20 protein-coding genes are annotated in these 16,202 nt (G+C 59.6%); 4 read left to right on the top strand and 16 right to left on the bottom strand.

All coding sequences use genetic code 11. The features are described 5' to 3' along the window. Position 1: 1 nt before the first annotated feature. From uppS to FLQ03_RS19115, 6 genes are all read right to left on the bottom strand, one after another. Complete coding sequence (gene uppS / locus FLQ03_RS10540) at positions 2 to 751, bottom strand: polyprenyl diphosphate synthase (RefSeq protein ID WP_170252379.1); 750 nt, start codon at positions 749 to 751, stop codon at positions 2 to 4. 10 nt (positions 752 to 761) lie between these two features. Beyond that, positions 762 to 1,319, bottom strand: a complete 558-nt coding sequence (gene frr, locus FLQ03_RS10535; RefSeq protein ID WP_144372149.1) for a ribosome recycling factor — start codon at positions 1,317 to 1,319, stop codon at positions 762 to 764. Positions 1,320 to 1,397: 78 nt separating this feature from the next. Beyond that, entirely contained in the window at positions 1,398 to 2,117 is a 720-nt protein-coding gene (gene pyrH, locus FLQ03_RS10530) for a UMP kinase (RefSeq protein ID WP_144372148.1), read from the bottom strand. Between the two features lie 94 nt (positions 2,118 to 2,211). After that, a complete protein-coding gene (gene tsf, locus FLQ03_RS10525) occupies positions 2,212 to 3,078 on the bottom strand; it encodes a translation elongation factor Ts (protein WP_144372147.1) in 867 nt (288 codons plus the stop codon). Positions 3,079 to 3,155: 77 nt separating this feature from the next. Next, positions 3,156 to 3,884, bottom strand: a complete 729-nt coding sequence (rpsB, locus tag FLQ03_RS10520) for a 30S ribosomal protein S2 (protein ID WP_144372146.1) — start codon at positions 3,882 to 3,884, stop codon at positions 3,156 to 3,158. A 147-nt stretch (positions 3,885 to 4,031) separates the two neighbouring features. Beyond that, positions 4,032 to 4,208, bottom strand: coding sequence for a hypothetical protein (locus tag FLQ03_RS19115; protein WP_170252378.1), 177 nt, complete (start codon positions 4,206 to 4,208; stop codon positions 4,032 to 4,034). A 74-nt stretch (positions 4,209 to 4,282) separates the two neighbouring features. On the opposite strand from FLQ03_RS19115, the gene FLQ03_RS10515 reads away from it, so the two are divergent. The 4 genes from FLQ03_RS10515 (at position 4,283) to FLQ03_RS10500 (ending at position 8,872) form a co-directional block, all read left to right on the top strand. Continuing rightward, complete coding sequence (locus FLQ03_RS10515; protein ID WP_144372145.1) at positions 4,283 to 5,314, top strand: NAD(P)H-dependent flavin oxidoreductase; 1,032 nt, start codon at positions 4,283 to 4,285, stop codon at positions 5,312 to 5,314. A 97-nt stretch (positions 5,315 to 5,411) separates the two neighbouring features. After that, the gene (locus tag FLQ03_RS10510; RefSeq protein ID WP_144372144.1) at positions 5,412 to 6,044 is read left to right on the top strand and encodes a P-loop NTPase family protein; all 633 of its coding nucleotides are present in this window, start codon (positions 5,412 to 5,414) and stop codon (positions 6,042 to 6,044) included. Positions 6,045 to 6,105: 61 nt separating this feature from the next. After that, positions 6,106 to 6,894 (top strand): NAD(+) diphosphatase, encoded by a 789-nt coding sequence (gene nudC / locus FLQ03_RS10505; RefSeq protein WP_144372143.1) that lies wholly within the window; start codon positions 6,106 to 6,108, stop codon positions 6,892 to 6,894. Positions 6,895 to 7,243: 349 nt separating this feature from the next. Continuing rightward, on the top strand, positions 7,244 to 8,872 hold the full coding sequence (locus tag FLQ03_RS10500; RefSeq protein WP_170252377.1) for a methyl-accepting chemotaxis protein: 1,629 nt from the start codon (positions 7,244 to 7,246) through the stop codon (positions 8,870 to 8,872). Positions 8,873 to 9,057: 185 nt separating this feature from the next. Here FLQ03_RS10500 and FLQ03_RS19280 read toward each other — a convergent pair whose 3' ends face one another. The 10 genes from FLQ03_RS19280 to FLQ03_RS10455 form a co-directional block, all read right to left on the bottom strand. Next, a complete protein-coding gene (locus FLQ03_RS19280; RefSeq protein WP_206210945.1) occupies positions 9,058 to 9,549 on the bottom strand; it encodes a PoNe immunity protein domain-containing protein in 492 nt (163 codons plus the stop codon). Further along, entirely contained in the window at positions 9,543 to 9,938 is a 396-nt protein-coding gene (locus tag FLQ03_RS19275; RefSeq protein ID WP_206210944.1) for a PoNe immunity protein domain-containing protein, read from the bottom strand. The genes FLQ03_RS19280 and FLQ03_RS19275 overlap by 7 nt, the downstream gene beginning before the upstream one ends. Continuing rightward, entirely contained in the window at positions 9,935 to 10,402 is a 468-nt protein-coding gene (locus tag FLQ03_RS10490) for a hypothetical protein (RefSeq protein WP_144372141.1), read from the bottom strand. The genes FLQ03_RS19275 and FLQ03_RS10490 overlap by 4 nt, the downstream gene beginning before the upstream one ends. Before the next feature lie 31 nt (positions 10,403 to 10,433). Beyond that, on the bottom strand, positions 10,434 to 10,889 hold the full coding sequence (locus FLQ03_RS10485; protein ID WP_144372140.1) for a hypothetical protein: 456 nt from the start codon (positions 10,887 to 10,889) through the stop codon (positions 10,434 to 10,436). Beyond that, on the bottom strand, positions 10,886 to 11,755 hold the full coding sequence (locus tag FLQ03_RS10480) for a hemagglutinin repeat-containing protein (RefSeq protein ID WP_144372139.1): 870 nt from the start codon (positions 11,753 to 11,755) through the stop codon (positions 10,886 to 10,888). Before FLQ03_RS10480 ends, FLQ03_RS10485 begins: the two co-directional genes overlap by 4 nt. A gap of 96 nt (positions 11,756 to 11,851) precedes the next feature. Further along, the gene (locus FLQ03_RS10475) at positions 11,852 to 12,484 is read right to left on the bottom strand and encodes a hypothetical protein (RefSeq protein ID WP_206210943.1); all 633 of its coding nucleotides are present in this window, start codon (positions 12,482 to 12,484) and stop codon (positions 11,852 to 11,854) included. Between the two features lie 377 nt (positions 12,485 to 12,861). Beyond that, positions 12,862 to 13,455 (bottom strand): hypothetical protein, encoded by a 594-nt coding sequence (locus FLQ03_RS10470; RefSeq protein ID WP_206210942.1) that lies wholly within the window; start codon positions 13,453 to 13,455, stop codon positions 12,862 to 12,864. After that, positions 13,456 to 15,117: a hemagglutinin repeat-containing protein gene (locus FLQ03_RS10465; RefSeq protein WP_170252376.1), complete on the bottom strand. Its 1,662-nt coding sequence runs from the start codon at positions 15,115 to 15,117 to the stop codon at positions 13,456 to 13,458. It lies immediately after the preceding gene. A gap of 78 nt (positions 15,118 to 15,195) precedes the next feature. Then, positions 15,196 to 15,678, bottom strand: a complete 483-nt coding sequence (locus FLQ03_RS10460; RefSeq protein ID WP_144372137.1) for a hypothetical protein — start codon at positions 15,676 to 15,678, stop codon at positions 15,196 to 15,198. Between the two features lies 1 nt (position 15,679). Next, the gene (locus FLQ03_RS10455) at positions 15,680 to 16,186 is read right to left on the bottom strand and encodes a deaminase domain-containing protein (protein WP_144372136.1); all 507 of its coding nucleotides are present in this window, start codon (positions 16,184 to 16,186) and stop codon (positions 15,680 to 15,682) included. Positions 16,187 to 16,202: the final 16 nt, after the last annotated feature.

The following is a 16,202-nucleotide window of genomic DNA, read 5'->3' as shown; positions in this document are numbered from 1 at the left end:
ATCAGCCTCGGCGTTGCGCTTCGGGCAACTGCTCGCTGGTGCGGCCGAAACGGCGCTCGCGGGCAGCAAAGGAGTCCAGCGCAGCGGTCAGGGCCTCGCGACCAAAATCCGGCCACAGCAGGTCGGTAAAGTACAGCTCGCTGTACGCCAGCTGCCACAACAGGAAGTTGCTGATGCGCTGTTCGCCGCCGGTGCGGATGAACAGGTCCGGCTCCGGCGCGTACGCAGTAGACAGGTTGGCCGCAATGTCGGCCTCTGCAATCTGCGTCACTCCCTTGGCCAGCAAACCATTCACCGCCTGCAGCACGTCCCAGCGGCCACCGTAATCGGCAGCGATGGTCAGCGTCAGCCCGGTATTGCCCGCCGTCAGTGACTCTGCGGCGTCGATACGGGCCAGGATAGCCGGCGAAAAGCGTTCACGCGCGCCCACCACTTTCAAGCGGATGTTGTTGCGGTGCAGGCGCTCGACTTCGCGCTCCAGCGCCACGAAGAACAGCTCCATCAGGAAGCTGACTTCCTCTTCCGGGCGACGCCAGTTTTCGGTGGAAAACGCAAACAGGGTGAGGAATTCCACCCCCAGCTCCGAGCAGGCCTTGACGGTGTCACGCACAGCGTCCAGGCCGCGCTTGTGACCGGCTACGCGTGGCAGGAAGCGCTTCTTGGCCCAGCGGCCGTTGCCATCCATGATGATGGCAATGTGCCGAGGCACGGCACGCGCCTCCGGCACATCCTGTGTTGAACTTGCAAACAAGGGACGCCCCTTATACAGCCATCAGTTCGGCTTCTTTGGCGGCCAGCGCCTTGTCGATTTCGGCAGTGTACTTGTCGGTCAGCTTCTGGATTTCGTCCTGGCCGCGGCGCTCTTCGTCCTCGGTGATGGCCTTATCCTTCAGCAGGTTTTTGAAGTCGTTGTTGGCATCGCGGCGCACGTTGCGCACGGCAACACGCGCACCTTCAGCCTCGGCACGCACGACCTTGATCAGGTCGCGGCGACGCTCTTCGGTCAGTGCCGGCATCGGCACGCGAATCAGCTCGCCCATCGACGACGGGTTCAGGCCCAGGTCGCTGTCACGGATGGCTTTTTCGATCTTGGAAACCATGGTCTTTTCCCAAGCTTGCACACCCAGGGTACGGGCATCGATGTTGGTAACGTTGGCCACCTGGTTTACCGGAACATCGCTGCCGTAGTATTCCACCATAACGTGGTCGAGCAAGCCGGGGTGAGCACGGCCAGTGCGCACCTTGCCCAGGTCGGTCTTGAAGGTCTCGAGCGATTTTTGCATTTTGTGCTCGGCCGACTTCTTCACGTCATTGATCATGATTACTCCCGTTGTCATTCTGAAAAACAAGGCGGAAAGCGGCGCCTGGCCGTTTCCGCCTATGAGGATTCGTTAAAATCAGCAGTGTACCAGCGTGCCTTCGTCTTCGCCAAGCACGACGCGGGTCAGCGCACCCTGCTTGAAGATGCTGAACACCTTGATGTTCAGGTGCTGGTCGCGGCACAGCGCGAAGGCGGTAGCGTCCATCACCTTCAGGTTGCGCGAGATAGCCTCGTCGAAAGTCAGCGTCTGGTAGCGTACGGCGTCCGGGTTTTTCTTCGGATCGTCGGTGTACACACCGTCAACCTTGGTGGCCTTCAGCATGATGTCCACGTTCATTTCCATACCGCGCAGTGCAGCGGCGGTGTCGGTGGTAAAGAACGGGTTGCCGGTACCGGCGGCAAAAATCACCACTTTGCCTTCTTCCAGGTACTGCATGGCCTTGCCGCGCACGTAGGGCTCGGCAATCTGCTGCATGGTCAGCGCGGATTGCACGCGGGCAATCAGGCCGGCCTTGGTCATGGCGTCTTTCAGTGCCAGCGCATTCATCACGGTGGCCATCATGCCCATGTAGTCGGCAGTGGCACGATCCATGCCGGCAGCGGCCGGAGCCACGCCGCGGAAAATGTTACCGCCACCAATCACGATGCCGACTTGCACGCCCAGATCCACCACTTCCTTGATCTGGGAAACGATCTGCTCGATCGTATTGCGGTTAATCCCGTAGCTGTCATCACCCATCAGGGCTTCACCGGAAAGCTTCAGCAGAATGCGTTTATAGGCGGGGGATTGGCTCATGATTACCTCTGGCATGCGGTTTTGAATTCTTCAGTTTGCGAAACGGCACCCTGCGGTGCAGGGTGCCGTTATATCGATCAGCTTAAGCTAGCGATCAGAGCTGGGCAGCAGCAGCGACTTCAGCAGCGTAGTCGACCACTTTCTTCTCGATGCCTTCGCCTACTACAAACATAGCAAAAGCTTTTACGGAAGCGCCTTTTTCGGCCAGCAGTTTTTCTACGGTCACGTCCGGGTTTTTCACGAACGGCTGACCCAGCAGGGTCACTTCAGCCAGGAACTTGTTGATGCGACCTTCAACCATTTTGGCAACGATGTCGGCCGGCTTGCCGGATTCAGCAGCCTGAGCGGTGTAGATCTTGCGCTCTTGTTCCAGCACGTCGGCAGAAACCTGGTCTTTGGAAACACAGATCGGCTTGGAGGCAGCAACGTGCATGGCCACGTCTTTGCCCACTTGCTCTTCACCTTTGAAATCGACGATCACGCCGATTTTGGCACCGTGCAGGTAGGTAGCGATGGCGCCGTCGGTTTCGTAGCGTACGAAACGACGGATGGTCATGTTCTCGCCCAGTTTGGCGATGGCAGCCTTGCGGATCTCTTCCACAGCTTCGCCATCCACCACAACAGCAGCCAGCGCTTCAACGTCGGCCGGGTTGGCTTCAACCACGGCTTTGGCAGCGGCGGTTGCCAGTGCGATGAAGGTCGGGTCTTTGGCGACGAAGTCGGTTTCGCAGTTCACTTCTACCAGGGCGCCAACGCCACCAGCCACGAAGGAACCGATGATGCCTTCGGCAGCCACGCGGCCAGCCATTTTGGAGGCTTTGGCACCGGACTTGATGCGCAGGATTTCTTCAGCTTTGGCCAGGTCGCCTTCAGCTTCTACCAGTGCTTTCTTGCACTCCATCATGCCCAGACCGGTCGCAGCGCGCAGGTCGGATACCATTTTTGCGGTGATTTCCGCCATGGTGAACTCCTTGAATTAAATCGTGATACGTTGAAACTGAGGTCTAAAAAAAGGGGCTTTCGCCCCTTTTCTTCTGCTTACTCGGCAGCAGCCGGCTCAGCAGCGATGATTTCCTGGATTGCCTGAGCGCGGCCTTCCAGAACAGCATCGGCGATACCGCGAGCGTACAGGCGGATAGCGCGGCTGGAGTCATCGTTACCCGGGATAACGTAGTCAATGCCATCCGGCGAGTTGTTGGTATCAACCACGCCGATTACCGGAATACCCAGTTTCTTGGCTTCAACAACGGCACCTTTCTGGTAGCCGGTATCGATAACGAAGATCGCGTCCGGCAGACCTTTCATATCCTTGATACCGCCCAGCGAACGCTCCAGTTTTTCAACGTCGCGTTGCAGGTCCAGCAGTTCTTTCTTGTTGAAACCGGACTGGTCGCCAGCTTCGAGCTGAGCACGCTTATCTTCAAGACGCTTGATGGACTGCTTAACGGTCTTGTAGTTGGTCAGCATGCCGCCCAGCCAGCGGTGATCCACGAACGGCACGCCTGCACGGGCGGCTTCTTCGCGGACGATCTCACGCGCTTGACGCTTGGTGCCCACAAACAGAACGGTACCCTTGTTGGCAGTCAGACGACGCACATATTCCTGGGCTTCCACGAACAGCGGCAGCGTTTTTTCCAGGTTGATGATGTGAATCTTGTTGCGGCTGCCAAAGATGTACTGAGCCATCTTCGGGTTCCAGAAGCGGGTTTGGTGGCCGAAGTGTACGCCGGCCTCAAGCATTTGACGCATGGTCACGTTGGTGGACATTCTGAATCTCCAAAAGGGTTATGCCTCCATCCGTACAGACAACCCGTAAACGGGCACCCTTTGGTACGGATGTGCGTGATATCCCCCAGACATTGAGGGAACTCGCAATTGTAACACTATAAAAAGGCGCAACTCAAGACAGTCGAATCAGATATCGCCATCCGGGTTTTGGCGCCGCAAGTGGCGCCGGCGCACGATCCACAGGATCAGCCACGTTGGCAACACTCCCAGAAAAAACACGATGATGCCAGTCCGCACCAAGCTATCTTGCGCTACCGCCAGCATCAGTACGACATACAGCCAGCCAATCAGAATCAGATACATATCAAACATCCGTTTGAAAAATGGCAAAGATTCTGACAAGAATACATCACTACAACCCATACAGAGCTAACACCATGCAAACCCGCTTCACCGACACCTTCGGCGTTCAGCTGCCGCTGGTCTGCCCTGGCATGAGCTACATCGCCGTACCTGAGCTGGTGGCCGCCACCAGCAATGCAGGCGGCTTGGGCATCCTCGCTACCGGCCCATTGAATGCCGAACAAACTCGCACCGCCATTCGCCGCATTCGCGAACTGACCGACAAGCCGTTCGGCATTGGCTGCACCCTGATGATGCCGGGTGCCAAAGAGAATGCCGAAGTCGCGTTACAGGAAAAAGTACCGGTGATCAATTTCTCGTTGGGCAAGGGCGACTGGATCGTCAAGCGCGCCCGCGAGTATGGCGGCAAGGTGATCGCCACCGTGGTAACCGAAAAGCACGCCATCTCGGCAGAAAAAGCCGGCGTGGACGCCCTGCTGGTAACCGGCCACGAAGCGGCGGCCCACGGCGGCGAGGTAACGTCGCTGGTGCTGATTCCGGCCATCCGCAAGGTATCGTCGCTACCCATCATCGCCGCCGGTGGCTTCGGCACCGGCAGCGGCCTGATTGCCGCCCTAGCGCTGGGCGCCGACGCCATCGCCATGGGCAGCCGCCTGGCCATGACCCGCGAAAGCCCGGTGCACCAGCGCACCAAAGACATGATCCGCGAACGTAACGTGAGCGATACCATTTATTCCAAAAACTTTGATGGCCTGTGGTGCCGGGTAATGGATACCGCCACCGCCCGCAAAGCCACCCGCAAACCACTGGGCCTGCTGACCGCCGGCTGGCGCGCCATGGGCGTCAGCCGCAAGCTGGGCATGCCGGTGGCTAAGGTGGTCATCGGCGGCATGCTGACTCAGCCGCAATCGCTGCGGCAGCTAGCCCAGTTCGGCGCCGCCACCGAATCGATCCGTCTGGCCATCGAAGAAGGCAACCACGACAAAGGAGTGCAGCTAATCGGCCAAGTACAGGGGTTGATCGACGACGTGCCCACTGTTGCCGAGCTGTTCAGCCGCCTGCAGCAAGAGGCTCGCGAGTGCCGCGATCGCCTGCCGCAGTGGTAAGCACGAGGCTTGTCTTTTCAATAAACGATAATTATTATCAATATTGAAAAGCGCAATGCGTGCCGCTCCGGTGCACCTTGCTGCGCCGGAGCCCGCCATGCTAGATCTCGATTACGACACCCCACTACCAAGCTGTCAGCAACACACCTGCCGCGCCGACTGCCGCGCACTGCGCTTGCGCGCCAACCGGCTCACCACCTTCAGCGGCTTGGCTGCCGCGTCAAGCCTGCACAATGCCCTGCTGCAGCAAGGCGGTACCCTGTGCCAAGCCGCGCGCGCCACATTCGCCCAGCAACAAGCCATTCCGTCGACAGACAAACGGTCGCTACAGCACTATCTGTTGCAGCAGCGCAGCGGGCGGCGCTGGTTCTTCCGTCCACAAGCCATCGATCACGAAGCCGTGGCACTGACACTGGATGGCCTGTCGCTCACCGCACTGGCAAATACTCCGCTAGCCCGACTGGACGCCACGCAGCGACTGCTGGCCAGCCTGGCTGGTGCACTGGTGCAGACCGCGCCACTGGTATTACTGGACCTACGCCACGCCGATCTCGACAGCACACTGCGCCGCCGCATCCTGCGCCACCTTGCCCAACGCGCGATATACGGCCGCACCATCCTGTGCGCGCTGGCCGAGGCCGCCGATAGCGAAGGCTTGTCGCACTGGCACATCACCCTGCAGGCACACCCCCAACCGACCACCACCATCATGAGTCAACAGGCGGCATGACACTTGGGCACCTGCGCCGGAGCACGTAGAATGGCTAGCCCGCACCCGCCAGCCAAGCGCCATGACCATCCTGCACCTGCCCCCGCATCCCCACCCCACCCTGCCCGACCTGTGGTGCCTGTTCAACGGCGAACAGCTGTATCTGCAAGACGACGCCCTGCCCGGCGCACCGGGCCAGGCGCATACTGCCGTGCGCTACATCGGCCACAACGATGCGGCCAACCTGTACAGCGCCGAACTGATCGGCCCGCCGCCGGCAAACTGGCAAGCCGTCAGCTTGCGCCAAGCCATTTATACGCTGCCGGCCGACATGAGCGCGCTACTGGCGCGCGCCGCCCAACTGCATCGCTTTGCCCGCAGCCACCGTTTCTGCGGCGTCTGCGCCAGCCCGCTGCAGCCCAACCGCCACGACCTGGGCCGTCAATGCCCATCGTGCGGGGAGCTGTACTATCCGCGCCTGTCGCCGGCCATGATGGTGCTGATTACCCGCGGGCGCGAACTGCTGCTGGCGCGCAGCCCGCATTTCGCCCCCGGCATGTACAGCGCACTGGCCGGCTTTGTAGAGGCCGGCGAATCGCTGGAAGCCTGCGTCCACCGCGAGGCATTCGAGGAAGTGGGCGTACGCATCCACAACCTGCGTTACGCCATGTCGCAATCCTGGCCCTTTCCGCATTCGCTGATGCTGGCGTTCGTCGCCGACTATCTGGACGGGGACATCACCCCGCAAGCCGGCGAAATCGAACACGCGGCCTGGTTCGACATCGATCAGCTGCCCGGGCTGCCAGCCACCCGTTCGATCGCCCATCATCTGATCCACCAGCACATCCACCAGCTACGCCAAGCCGACTAAGCTGCCGCCTCATTACAACGGCTATTGCCCACCAGCTGGCTGCTGGCGGGCAAGCAGCGGCAACCGACGCGCGCCCAACACCACCCGGCTTGGCAGCCCGCAGGCGGCCAACCCGCCAACACACGCTCCCCCTGCAGCCACCTATCCGTGACAACCCGCTGGCCGGCAGACAGCCACATGCCATTTCCAGCGCGATTCAATCGCTTTTATGTCGATTGCACACCGCTATTTTCTACTTGGTTCTTTAAAAAGCGCGATAGTCGTTTTAATATCAAAACACAAAAACATAGGCAGCCGATGGACAACTGCCTTCACCCAATCGAAGCACGTCTGCAAGGAAAATAACATCATGGGGAAAATGACACTGGCCCGGCGCCTGGGCCTGGGTTTTGGTGCGGTCATTCTGCTGCTAGTACTGGGTTCCGCCTTCACCCTGTACCGTTTGACTGTCATCCAGTCACGCGTGTCCGAACTGGTAGAGCACCGCATACCCGTCATCCAGTATTCGCGCACCCTCAGCGGCGCCCTGCTGGCCTCCACCAACGCCGCTCGCACCATCCTGCTGGAAAGCGACGACAAGCTGGTGGAAGAAAAAATGGCCATCCTGAAAAAGTCGGTAGTCACGGCTAATCAGCAATTCAAGCTGATGCAGGAAATCTCGTCCGACCCGGAAGAGCTGGTGCTGGTAGAAAAAATCGGCAAGTCGCTGGCGGAATTCAACCGCCTCACCGACAAGCTTATCCCCATGATTACCAAGCAAAAATGGGACGCCTCCATCATCGTCAGCGAGAAGATGGAGCCGCAGGAAGGCCTGCTCGGCATGCAGCTGGACAAGCTGATCGCGCACCACACCCAGGTCATGGAAGAACAGAAGTCGTCCACCACCAGCACGCTGCGTGACACCATGGTAGCGGCGGTCATCGCCATCATCGCCAGCGTGGCGGCCAGTATCGTGGTTGCTCTGATCATTGCGCGCACCCTCACCCGCCAACTGGGCGGCGAGCCGGACTACGCCGCCACCGTGATGAAAGAAATCGCTCACGGCAACCTGGGCATCCAGGTCAACCTGGCCAAGGGCGACAACTCGTCGCTGCTGTACAACCTGTCGCGCATGACCCACGAGCTGAACGACGCCCTGCGCACCGTGGAACGCAGCGTGCAGGAAAGCAGCAACGCGTCGCAAGAACTGCGCGACACCATGCAGCGCCTGATGAGCCGCAGCGAAGAACAAAACCGCGCCGCTGACGAAATGGCAACAGTTATCCAGCAAATGGCCGTCGGCGTTCGCGAGCTGCACCAAAGTGCAGGTAGCGCCGAATTGGCGGCCCGCAACGCCAGTGGTGACGCCCGTGACGGCGTGGAAGTGATCAAGGGTGCCGTGAAGGAAATGGACGCCATCAGCACCCTGATCCAGAGCACAGCCGGCAGCATCAACGAGCTGGGCCGTCAGTCGCAAACCATCGACAACATCGTTTCCGTCATCCGTGACGTGGCCGACCAGACCAACCTGCTGGCACTGAACGCCGCCATCGAAGCTGCTCGCGCCGGCGAACAAGGTCGCGGTTTTGCCGTAGTGGCCGACGAGGTACGCAAGCTGGCCGAGCGCACCACCAAGGCCACCGGTGAAATTGCACAGATGATTGGTGCCATCCGCATCAGCTCGCAACAAGCCGTGGAAGCGATGAACCAGTCGGTTGAGCGCGCCCATACCAGCGCCACCCAGGGCCAGCGCGCCGGCGAATCCATCGTGGCCATCCAGAGCGGCACCGAAAATGTGGGCCAGAGCGTACTGAACATCGCCAGCGCCCTGTCCGAGCAAGCCCGCTCCGGCGAGCAGGTTTCGCGCGAGGTAGAGCGCATCACCAGCATTGCCCATCGCAACCGCGAAGCCGCCGACGAAGCCGCCCGCGCCGCCGCACGCATGAGCGAACTGACAGAAGAAATCCGCCAGAGCTTCAGCCGCTTCCGCACCAACTAAGGTTGGCCGCAGCCCTGGCATCAGGGCAGACGCACAACAGCCCCGTCTGGATAATCAGCGGGGCTGTTGCTTTATCCGCGGCACACTGCGATGACGATACTCATGAGCCTGCTGCAGTCCGGCGCAACGCGAATCACGGCCGCCTGCGACCAACCTTGGCCGGCTGCTGCATCTGACGAACTCGCTTAGCCACCCCGCTTGCCCAGCAGCCGCGCCAGCCAGCCCACTTTGGGGGCGGGACGCTGCGGGTGGGTGCTGGGGCCATCAGGGCGCAGCAAGTCGCCCGGATAGTGCTCGTGCCCCAGGCATAGGTTGTCGTCCAGCCCAAAGGCTTTGACTGCCGCCACGGCCTCGATGCACCAGCGACCGAAGTAGCTACCCATCTCCAGCGGGTTCAATACCGGGTCGCCATAGATGTACCAGAACGGCTCGATGGTGGGCGCCTTTTTATTCCTGGGCGCGGGGCGCTTTAGCTCGGGATACCAATGATCAACGAAGTCTCGCAGCAAGCCAGCCTGTTGGTCTGCCGGGGCATCCACTGCCTTGAGCAGCCGCGCGTAGGGCTTGGCGTGCAACAGCCTGGTGCCGACACGCCGCGCGGGTGACCGGGTGGCGATCACCCGGTCGAGCAACACATCTTCCCCTTCCCGCCAGCCAGATGGATCAAGCGCTACCACTGCGCTTCGGGCATCTCCAGCACCAGCGCCAAGCCCACCAGCCAGAAGCACCAGTTGTAGTGGTTGAGATTTGACAGCGAGAAGTCCCAGTCGCGGCAGGTTTGCCAGCCGTACTCTTTGCAGACCTCGTCACTCAGGCGGTTGGACAGCGCCCAGGCGTCGAGCAGGCCAGGAAAGTGCTGGGGCAAGCCGCGGATGGGGGCGCCGGAGGAATAGTCGACCAATAGGAGGCGTCCTAGGAAAAGGCTCGTGTCCCAAACATATTGCGGTCGGTACACCGGGTTGCCGCTGGGCTCACCAATCCTTGTCCAACTTCTGTCGACCGCCTCCCGCCAATAGCTCGCACGGTCAGCCCAGTATCCGCTCTTTCCGATTGAGCCACGAATCATCGTTGAGCTCCAGACAGGTTGGCGTTCGGCAGAATAATCTTCGATGTATCTACGGGTTTGACACGCCCGAACGAATCAAGAACTTGAACCGCTGTTGATCCATCTGGACGAACAGTTACCACCCAGCTTTCAACTCGACCAGCGTCAAGGGCATCACGAATGTCCAACGCTTCCTTGTTGGGGCCGCCAACAGCCCTCTCAATCCTCTCCGCCCCTCGCAGCCAACTCTCACTGCCCTGCCTGCCATCCCCCGTGTTCTTCAACACCTGCGCCCCTGTCTTGTTGTCCTGGCCCACGAACTTGTATTCCACGCTCACGTAGTCCACATCACGGCGGTTTACCTTGTACAAATCATCGATACCGGTCTCGCCCACGCCCGGTATCCGCGCCAGCTTTTCACCACCCGGCACAATAGCTTGTACCGTCTTCGGCCCGAACAGCTCGCCCATCAGGCTTTTTTGCAAACCAGGCACCGGTCAAATCAAACGCCTTATGTCACCAAGGCCGTGGATTCCCTTTTGTAACGTTTGTGGCAATACCCATCTCAGGGTCGAGTATATATTTCTGATAAGCCGAACCCATTAACCAAATTGTGGCACCCGGCGTCCAAATTGCATGATCTGGCGGACTTCCTGTATCTGGGTTTATATTATTACTACCATCGGGATAATTAATGACAAAGTAGGTGAATGGCCTACGAGCACCATCTTCGCCAATTTGTCGAGCATGAGCATGCAACACTTCCCACCACCCATCACCTCGAACACTGTCATCCCTGCGAACCTGCCAAATAGCATGCCCATCAGAGTCAACACAGAAAACATTATGATTCTCATCAAACAAAGAAACGTCATCAGCGCCATCACCCTGAAAATAAAAACAGACTATTTTTCTACCATCACCGAGAAAAATAGTTCTCCGAAACCAATCTTTAAAATTCTGATTTATCACCAAATATTCCTTGCACCATTAAACCACTGTTGATTCAGCTTCCTATCGGGGGTGATTATTTGAAACTGCACACCGCCGCCGCCACCATTATCACCAGTCACTACGCCTTTCGCAGCTCCAGGAGATATACCGCCAGCCACACTCACATTCATTTTTGTTCCGGCTGGCAAAGTAACGTCACCAATCATGGACTGCGCCTGGGCAAAGTCGGCCCACGCACGCGGGGCCTGGCGGCCGAATTCGGCGGTGATGGCGACCTGTGCCCCCACGTTGGCCGCCACGCGCTGGGCGTCGAACGGGTTGGCAATGCCGGTTTCGGCGTCGCCGCTGCGCACGCTGCTGTTGCCGGCGATGCCGCTGATGCCGGCGCGGGTGTCGGAGGCGGCGCTGCCGCTGGGTTTGCCGCTGCTGACGCCGACGTTGACGCTGTAGCCGCTGGCCTTATAGCTGGCCTGGTTGTGCAGATCGCTGAGGTGGGTGGCCGTGGTGTCCAGCCGGTTGACGCCGGCTTGCACGGCGACGTCGCTGCTGGCAATGACGCCGCCGCTGAGGGGGGTGTCGCCTTTTACCGTGAGCTGGAAGCCGCCGTCGCCGGCTTTGAGGCCGCTTTGTTCGGCCACGTTCAGGTAGTCGCTATCAATGCGGGTGTTGCCGGCACTGATGCTGCCGCTGGCGCTCCCCGTCCCGGCGGCGATGCTAACGCCGGCGTTTTGCTGGCGGCTGTCGTAACGGCTGCTGTCTTGCAGACTATCGATGCGCAGTTGGCCGCCGATGTCGCCAGTGACACGTTGCCCACTGGCGACGGTGCCTTGCAGCGTGGTGGTTCGAACCACCAGCCAGGCGATGTCGCTGGTGAGGCGGGCCATCCAAATGGGGGCTGAGCACTACCCTAGGCGCAGGCCATAGGCTGAGCAAAAGTGGCGCTATCCCTACACAACGCGGTACGCATGGCTCGCACCGCGTCAAATGCGGCCCTTTTGTGTAGCACTGGCTTTTAGTGACGCTAGCGATAACACCTCTTCGTAAACCCCTGGCCAATCCTCGTTAGCACGCTTCACCACACCCTGCATCAACTCGTCCAGCGGTGGCACGGGTTGCGGCGCAGGCAGTTGATGATAAGGCGCAGCCATCAACGGGTGGTCCAGCAACGGGTTAGCCAAGCCTTCCCATTCGCGCAGCCGGAACAACAACAGGATTTCCACCGGCACCCGCCCCAGGTCCCACTCGGTGCTGAAGTCGTAGAACTTGGTCAGCGTGTCACGCCCGGCCTGGTGGGTATGGCGGTCGCAGGCTGCCAGCAGGCACGGCACCAGCGCCGCCGGGTCTGACGTACGCCAGTGCTGCAGCAGGGCTTCGTAAATCGGTTCGTCGTAGGCGTAGGCTGGCCAAGCATGGTCGGCATCGCCCACCCAGCTGGCAAACAGCCGCAACATGAAAGCCTGGGCCCGACGGTGCTCCTCCCGGTACTCCAGCCGCAGCTGGTAGTCATTGTTCAGCGCAGCATGCGTGAGGTAACCCTGATAAATGACTGCATCTTTCCAGCCGAGAATAGCCATGGCGGCAAGCATGTTGGCGCTACTAACGATACTGAACATGCGTAAGCCATGAGGATGTTCTGGTGCCAAAATACCAAAACGGTGATGCCAGAAGAAAGCTTGGCGTATTCCTACCTGATAATAACGCATCCAGTTCGCCACGCGGGTCAACCACTCAGGGTCTTCAGGTGCTAGCGCCAAAGCATTGTGGGCCCACGTACTGCCTTTCATTTGCGCTGTATAATCAGTCACATTTTGCTTATTCGGGATCAACTGCTGTGGTGAAACATCCTCTCTTGTGACATATTCAATAATGGTATTTAGCGTTATATCAGCCTTTAACAATGCGTGTCGTTCCCGCAATGCTCTCTCTCGACCCAGAATTGTTTTGAGCCTCGGCCATTTAGGGTTTATATCCATTCTGACACACTGCAAATTTACTTCGGCCATGGTTCTACCTTGAATGTTGCAGCACCCGTGGTACCTGGTGCTGGTATTCCTACTTTAATAGTTATGCCCTGCACTTTAGCCTGGCTATCCAATGCTTTTTGGATTGCCTTTGCCAGTACTTGGTTTTCTGGTGTGGCTTTATCTCCTGAAATAGAAGCATTCTGTAGCCATCCATTCAACCGTTCCGCCGGATCCCCCGCCGTATTTTTCGCCCCACCAACACCCATCTGGGACGACTTGGCATCCATCACCACCACGGTAATGGTATCGCCGTGAATTGCCACAGCGCAGCCATCACAACCGTGGCCACTGGCGTTTTGCAAAGGCTGAAACTTCAGCGTGGTTTTTTCGTTTAGCAGCTGCAACGCCAAGGTTTCACCCAAATCCCCATCCTGCCTGCCGGCAGTGTGCGACAAGGGAATACTGGCAAAAGTCTGACCAAACAGCACTTCTACCTTGTCCACTTTGCCAGATGTGTTTGATGCAGGCTTTGTGCCAGCAATCTGCTCCGCTGCCGGCATAACAGGTGCTGATTGCTCTGCTTTATCAGCTATCGGCTTCTGCCCCTCCGGCGCAACCACCTACCCCTTGGCAGGCGGTACGCCCTGCGGTTTGGCATTCACCCCCTGGCTGGGTACCAGCATACCCGCTGCCATCGCCCTTTGCATGGCACTGGCTTCGCTTTCGCTGATGGCGCCACTGCGTACCGCCGCGTACTCGGCGGTGGCCAGCAATTTGTTCAGCACCTCCAGCCGTGCGGCCAACTGTAATGCCTGACCACCAGCACTTTGCCCTGCATGTTCTTGCGCCAACTGCTGCTTGAGCGTGGTTTGGTATTCACTTTGCAGCTGCTGAACGTGCTCGGTAGGCGGGATACGCGTGAAATCGCCAGATAGCAGCCCGGCGTAGCGGGCGAATTGTGCTTGGCTCATGCTGCCATTCAGCGGCGGTAGCTGCTGATAAGCTTGGGTGAGCTGCGGCAGGTATTGCAAGTTCAGCGCGTCGTTACGGTAGGCCGCCGTGGCGCGGTAGTCCATCTGCACGCCGCTTTGACTTTGCAGGGTGGTCAGGATGGCTTCGGCTTGCGGGTCGTTGCCGTAGCGGACGTACATTTCGCTATTCTGGTACGCCAGCTGCGTGAGCAGGCGTTTTTCCCACTCGGCTGCCGTCAGGCCTTGCTGGCCGGCCAGCTTTTTGGCTTGTGTTTGAACCAGACGTACCTGATCCGGATGCAACTGCCGGTTGTTGACGTCCACATTCAGCCCCATCGCAGCGCCGGCGGTACCGCCGCTGACCGCCCCCAGCGTGGCGCTGGCCACCATGCCAATGGCTTGCTTGACGGCGGCGGGCAGATCGCTGCTGTCCAGTTGCTCGCCCAGCTTGGGCATCAGGCTGGCGCTGCTGACGGCGCCGGCAGCCCCGGCCACCCCGCCAGACAGCCCGCCCAGCAGGGTATGGCCGGCAACGCGGTAGGCGCCGCCTTCGGCCCATTTGGCGGCGTCCTCGGCGTTGCCGCTGGCTTGCGCTGCCTGGTACTGCGCCTGGGCAAAGTCGGCCCACGCACGCGGGGCCTGGCGGCCGAATTCTTCGGTGATGGCGACCTGGGCCCCCACGTTGGCCGCCACGCGCTGGGCGTCGAACGGGTTGGCGATGCCGGTTTCGGCGTCGCCGCTGCGCACGCTGCTGTTGCCGGCGATACCGCTGATACCGGCGCGGGTGTCGGAGGCAGCGCTGCCGCTGTCTTGCCCGATGCCGGCGCTTGCACTGGGTTTGCCGCTGCTGACGCCGACGTTGACGCTGTAGCCGCTGGCCTTATAGCTGGCCTGGTTTTGTAGGTCGCCGAGGTGGGTGGCCGTGGTGTCCAACCGGTTGACGCCGGCTTGTACGGCGGCGTCGCTGCTGGCGATGACACCGCCGCTGAGGGTGGTGTCGCCTTTTACCGTGAGCTGGAAGCCGCCGTCGCCGGCTTTCAGGCCGCTTTGTTCGGCCACGTTCAGGTAGTCGCTATCGATGCGGGTGTTGCCGGCACTGATGCTACCGCTGGCGCTCCCCGTCCCGGCGGCGATGCTAACGCCGGCGTTCTGCTGGCGGCTGTCGTAGCGGCTGCTGTCTTGCAGGCTGTCGATGCGTAGTTGGCCGCCGATGTCGCCGGCAACACGCTGCCCGCTCGCGACGGCACCTCGCAGCGTGGTATCGCCACCGCTGCTCAGCGTGAGTTGCTGGCCGGCGCTGACGAGCAGCAAGTCTACGCCGCTATCTATGCGACACTACTGCTTGTTCATTCGACATGCGCCCCCGCTCAATCCAACACCACCTATATTTCACTGGTCCGTGAATCCCCAATTGTCTTCGTCCATCGGTGGGGCAAGTTTCTCCAGCGGATACTGCCGCAAGCCCTCTAGCACCTCGGGCAAATCACGCTTCATGGCTTCGTATTCTTCGGTGGGCAGGCGGTACGCCGCCTGGTAGCGCTCCAGGTCAAACTTCTCCAGGATCGCCAAAGCCACTGGGTAAAAGTTGACCGGGATGTGATCCCAGTACAGGACGCGTTTGGAGATGGCGAGCCAGCGATAGGGTAGATCGGGCTTCAATGTCCCGTACTCCTGCCACGCCTCATTCATGACCCACCAGAGCTCATAGTTCCGTCCATGATCATCAGATTGATCCCAATCTTCCTTGGCTGATGGACTGTCGAGCAAACGATGGTAGTAATCAAGTAGAGCAAGGTACACCGGCTTGCACTCAGCAAATTCGTACACCTTCTCTGATGTCAGCTCCTCAATTGTCGCGTTCCGAAACAGCATCTCAGCCTCCCTTCTTTTGAACCAATGGCTTCGACAAATCCGGAGATGCAGGCCATCGCTTTTCATTCGAGTTCGGGACTTTGACTACCCCAATCTCGGAACCTTTGTAGACCGTGATCTCTCCGTTGTTGTGGTAGAGCCGAACTTCCATGTTGGGGTACATCTTCGCAAACTGCTCTTTGATCACATCCGTGCAACTCCTGCACGGGGGCCTCTCCGTGAACAAGTTGATGCTGCCCTGCACCTGCGGGTTGGCTTGGTGCTGCTGCGCGAAGTTCTCCAGGATTTTGTACTCCGTATCGACTTCGCGCGGCACCCCTCTGGGATCAGGCAATGGTTTGAGGATGCGCTGCTCAGGCGGTGGCAGGCTCACAAACCCGTCTCTCATTGATGCTGGCTCATTGCCCACGCGAGAATGTGCCTGAACCCGTGTGCTGCCTTCACCGTAGACGTTGATCTCTGCGACCGCCGCATTGCCGATCGGTTTGCCGGTTTTGGCGTCCACCATGTCTGGCAACTGTTTT

The sequence above is a fragment of the Vogesella urethralis genome (assembly GCF_007644045.2).
Taxonomy (GTDB): domain Bacteria; phylum Pseudomonadota; class Gammaproteobacteria; order Burkholderiales; family Chromobacteriaceae; genus Vogesella; species Vogesella urethralis.
This window is presented reverse-complemented; position numbering and strand designations above follow the sequence as displayed.

Bases quoted from the DNA above. Each gene is read 5' to 3' on its own strand.
- frr (WP_144372149.1), bottom strand. From the start codon at position 1,319: ATGATCAATGACGTGAAGAAGTCGGCCGAGCACAAAATGCAAAAATCG.
- pyrH (WP_144372148.1), bottom strand. From the start codon at position 2,117: ATGAGCCAATCCCCCGCCTATAAACGCATTCTGCTGAAGCTTTCCGGT.
- tsf (WP_144372147.1), bottom strand. From the start codon at position 3,078: ATGGCGGAAATCACCGCAAAAATGGTATCCGACCTGCGCGCTGCGACC.
- rpsB (WP_144372146.1), bottom strand. From the start codon at position 3,884: ATGTCCACCAACGTGACCATGCGTCAAATGCTTGAGGCCGGCGTACAC.
- FLQ03_RS19115 (WP_170252378.1), bottom strand. From the start codon at position 4,208: ATGTATCTGATTCTGATTGGCTGGCTGTATGTCGTACTGATGCTGGCG.
- FLQ03_RS10515 (WP_144372145.1), top strand. From the start codon at position 4,283: ATGCAAACCCGCTTCACCGACACCTTCGGCGTTCAGCTGCCGCTGGTC.
- FLQ03_RS10510 (WP_144372144.1), top strand. From the start codon at position 5,412: ATGCTAGATCTCGATTACGACACCCCACTACCAAGCTGTCAGCAACAC.
- nudC (WP_144372143.1), top strand. From the start codon at position 6,106: ATGACCATCCTGCACCTGCCCCCGCATCCCCACCCCACCCTGCCCGAC.
- FLQ03_RS10500 (WP_170252377.1), top strand. From the start codon at position 7,244: ATGGGGAAAATGACACTGGCCCGGCGCCTGGGCCTGGGTTTTGGTGCG.
- FLQ03_RS19275 (WP_206210944.1), bottom strand. From the start codon at position 9,938: ATGATTCGTGGCTCAATCGGAAAGAGCGGATACTGGGCTGACCGTGCG.
- FLQ03_RS10480 (WP_144372139.1), bottom strand. From the start codon at position 11,755: ATGGCCCGCCTCACCAGCGACATCGCCTGGCTGGTGGTTCGAACCACC.
- FLQ03_RS10475 (WP_206210943.1), bottom strand. From the start codon at position 12,484: ATGTTCAGTATCGTTAGTAGCGCCAACATGCTTGCCGCCATGGCTATT.
- FLQ03_RS10460 (WP_144372137.1), bottom strand. From the start codon at position 15,678: ATGCTGTTTCGGAACGCGACAATTGAGGAGCTGACATCAGAGAAGGTG.
- FLQ03_RS10455 (WP_144372136.1), bottom strand. From the start codon at position 16,186: ATGGTGGACGCCAAAACCGGCAAACCGATCGGCAATGCGGCGGTCGCA.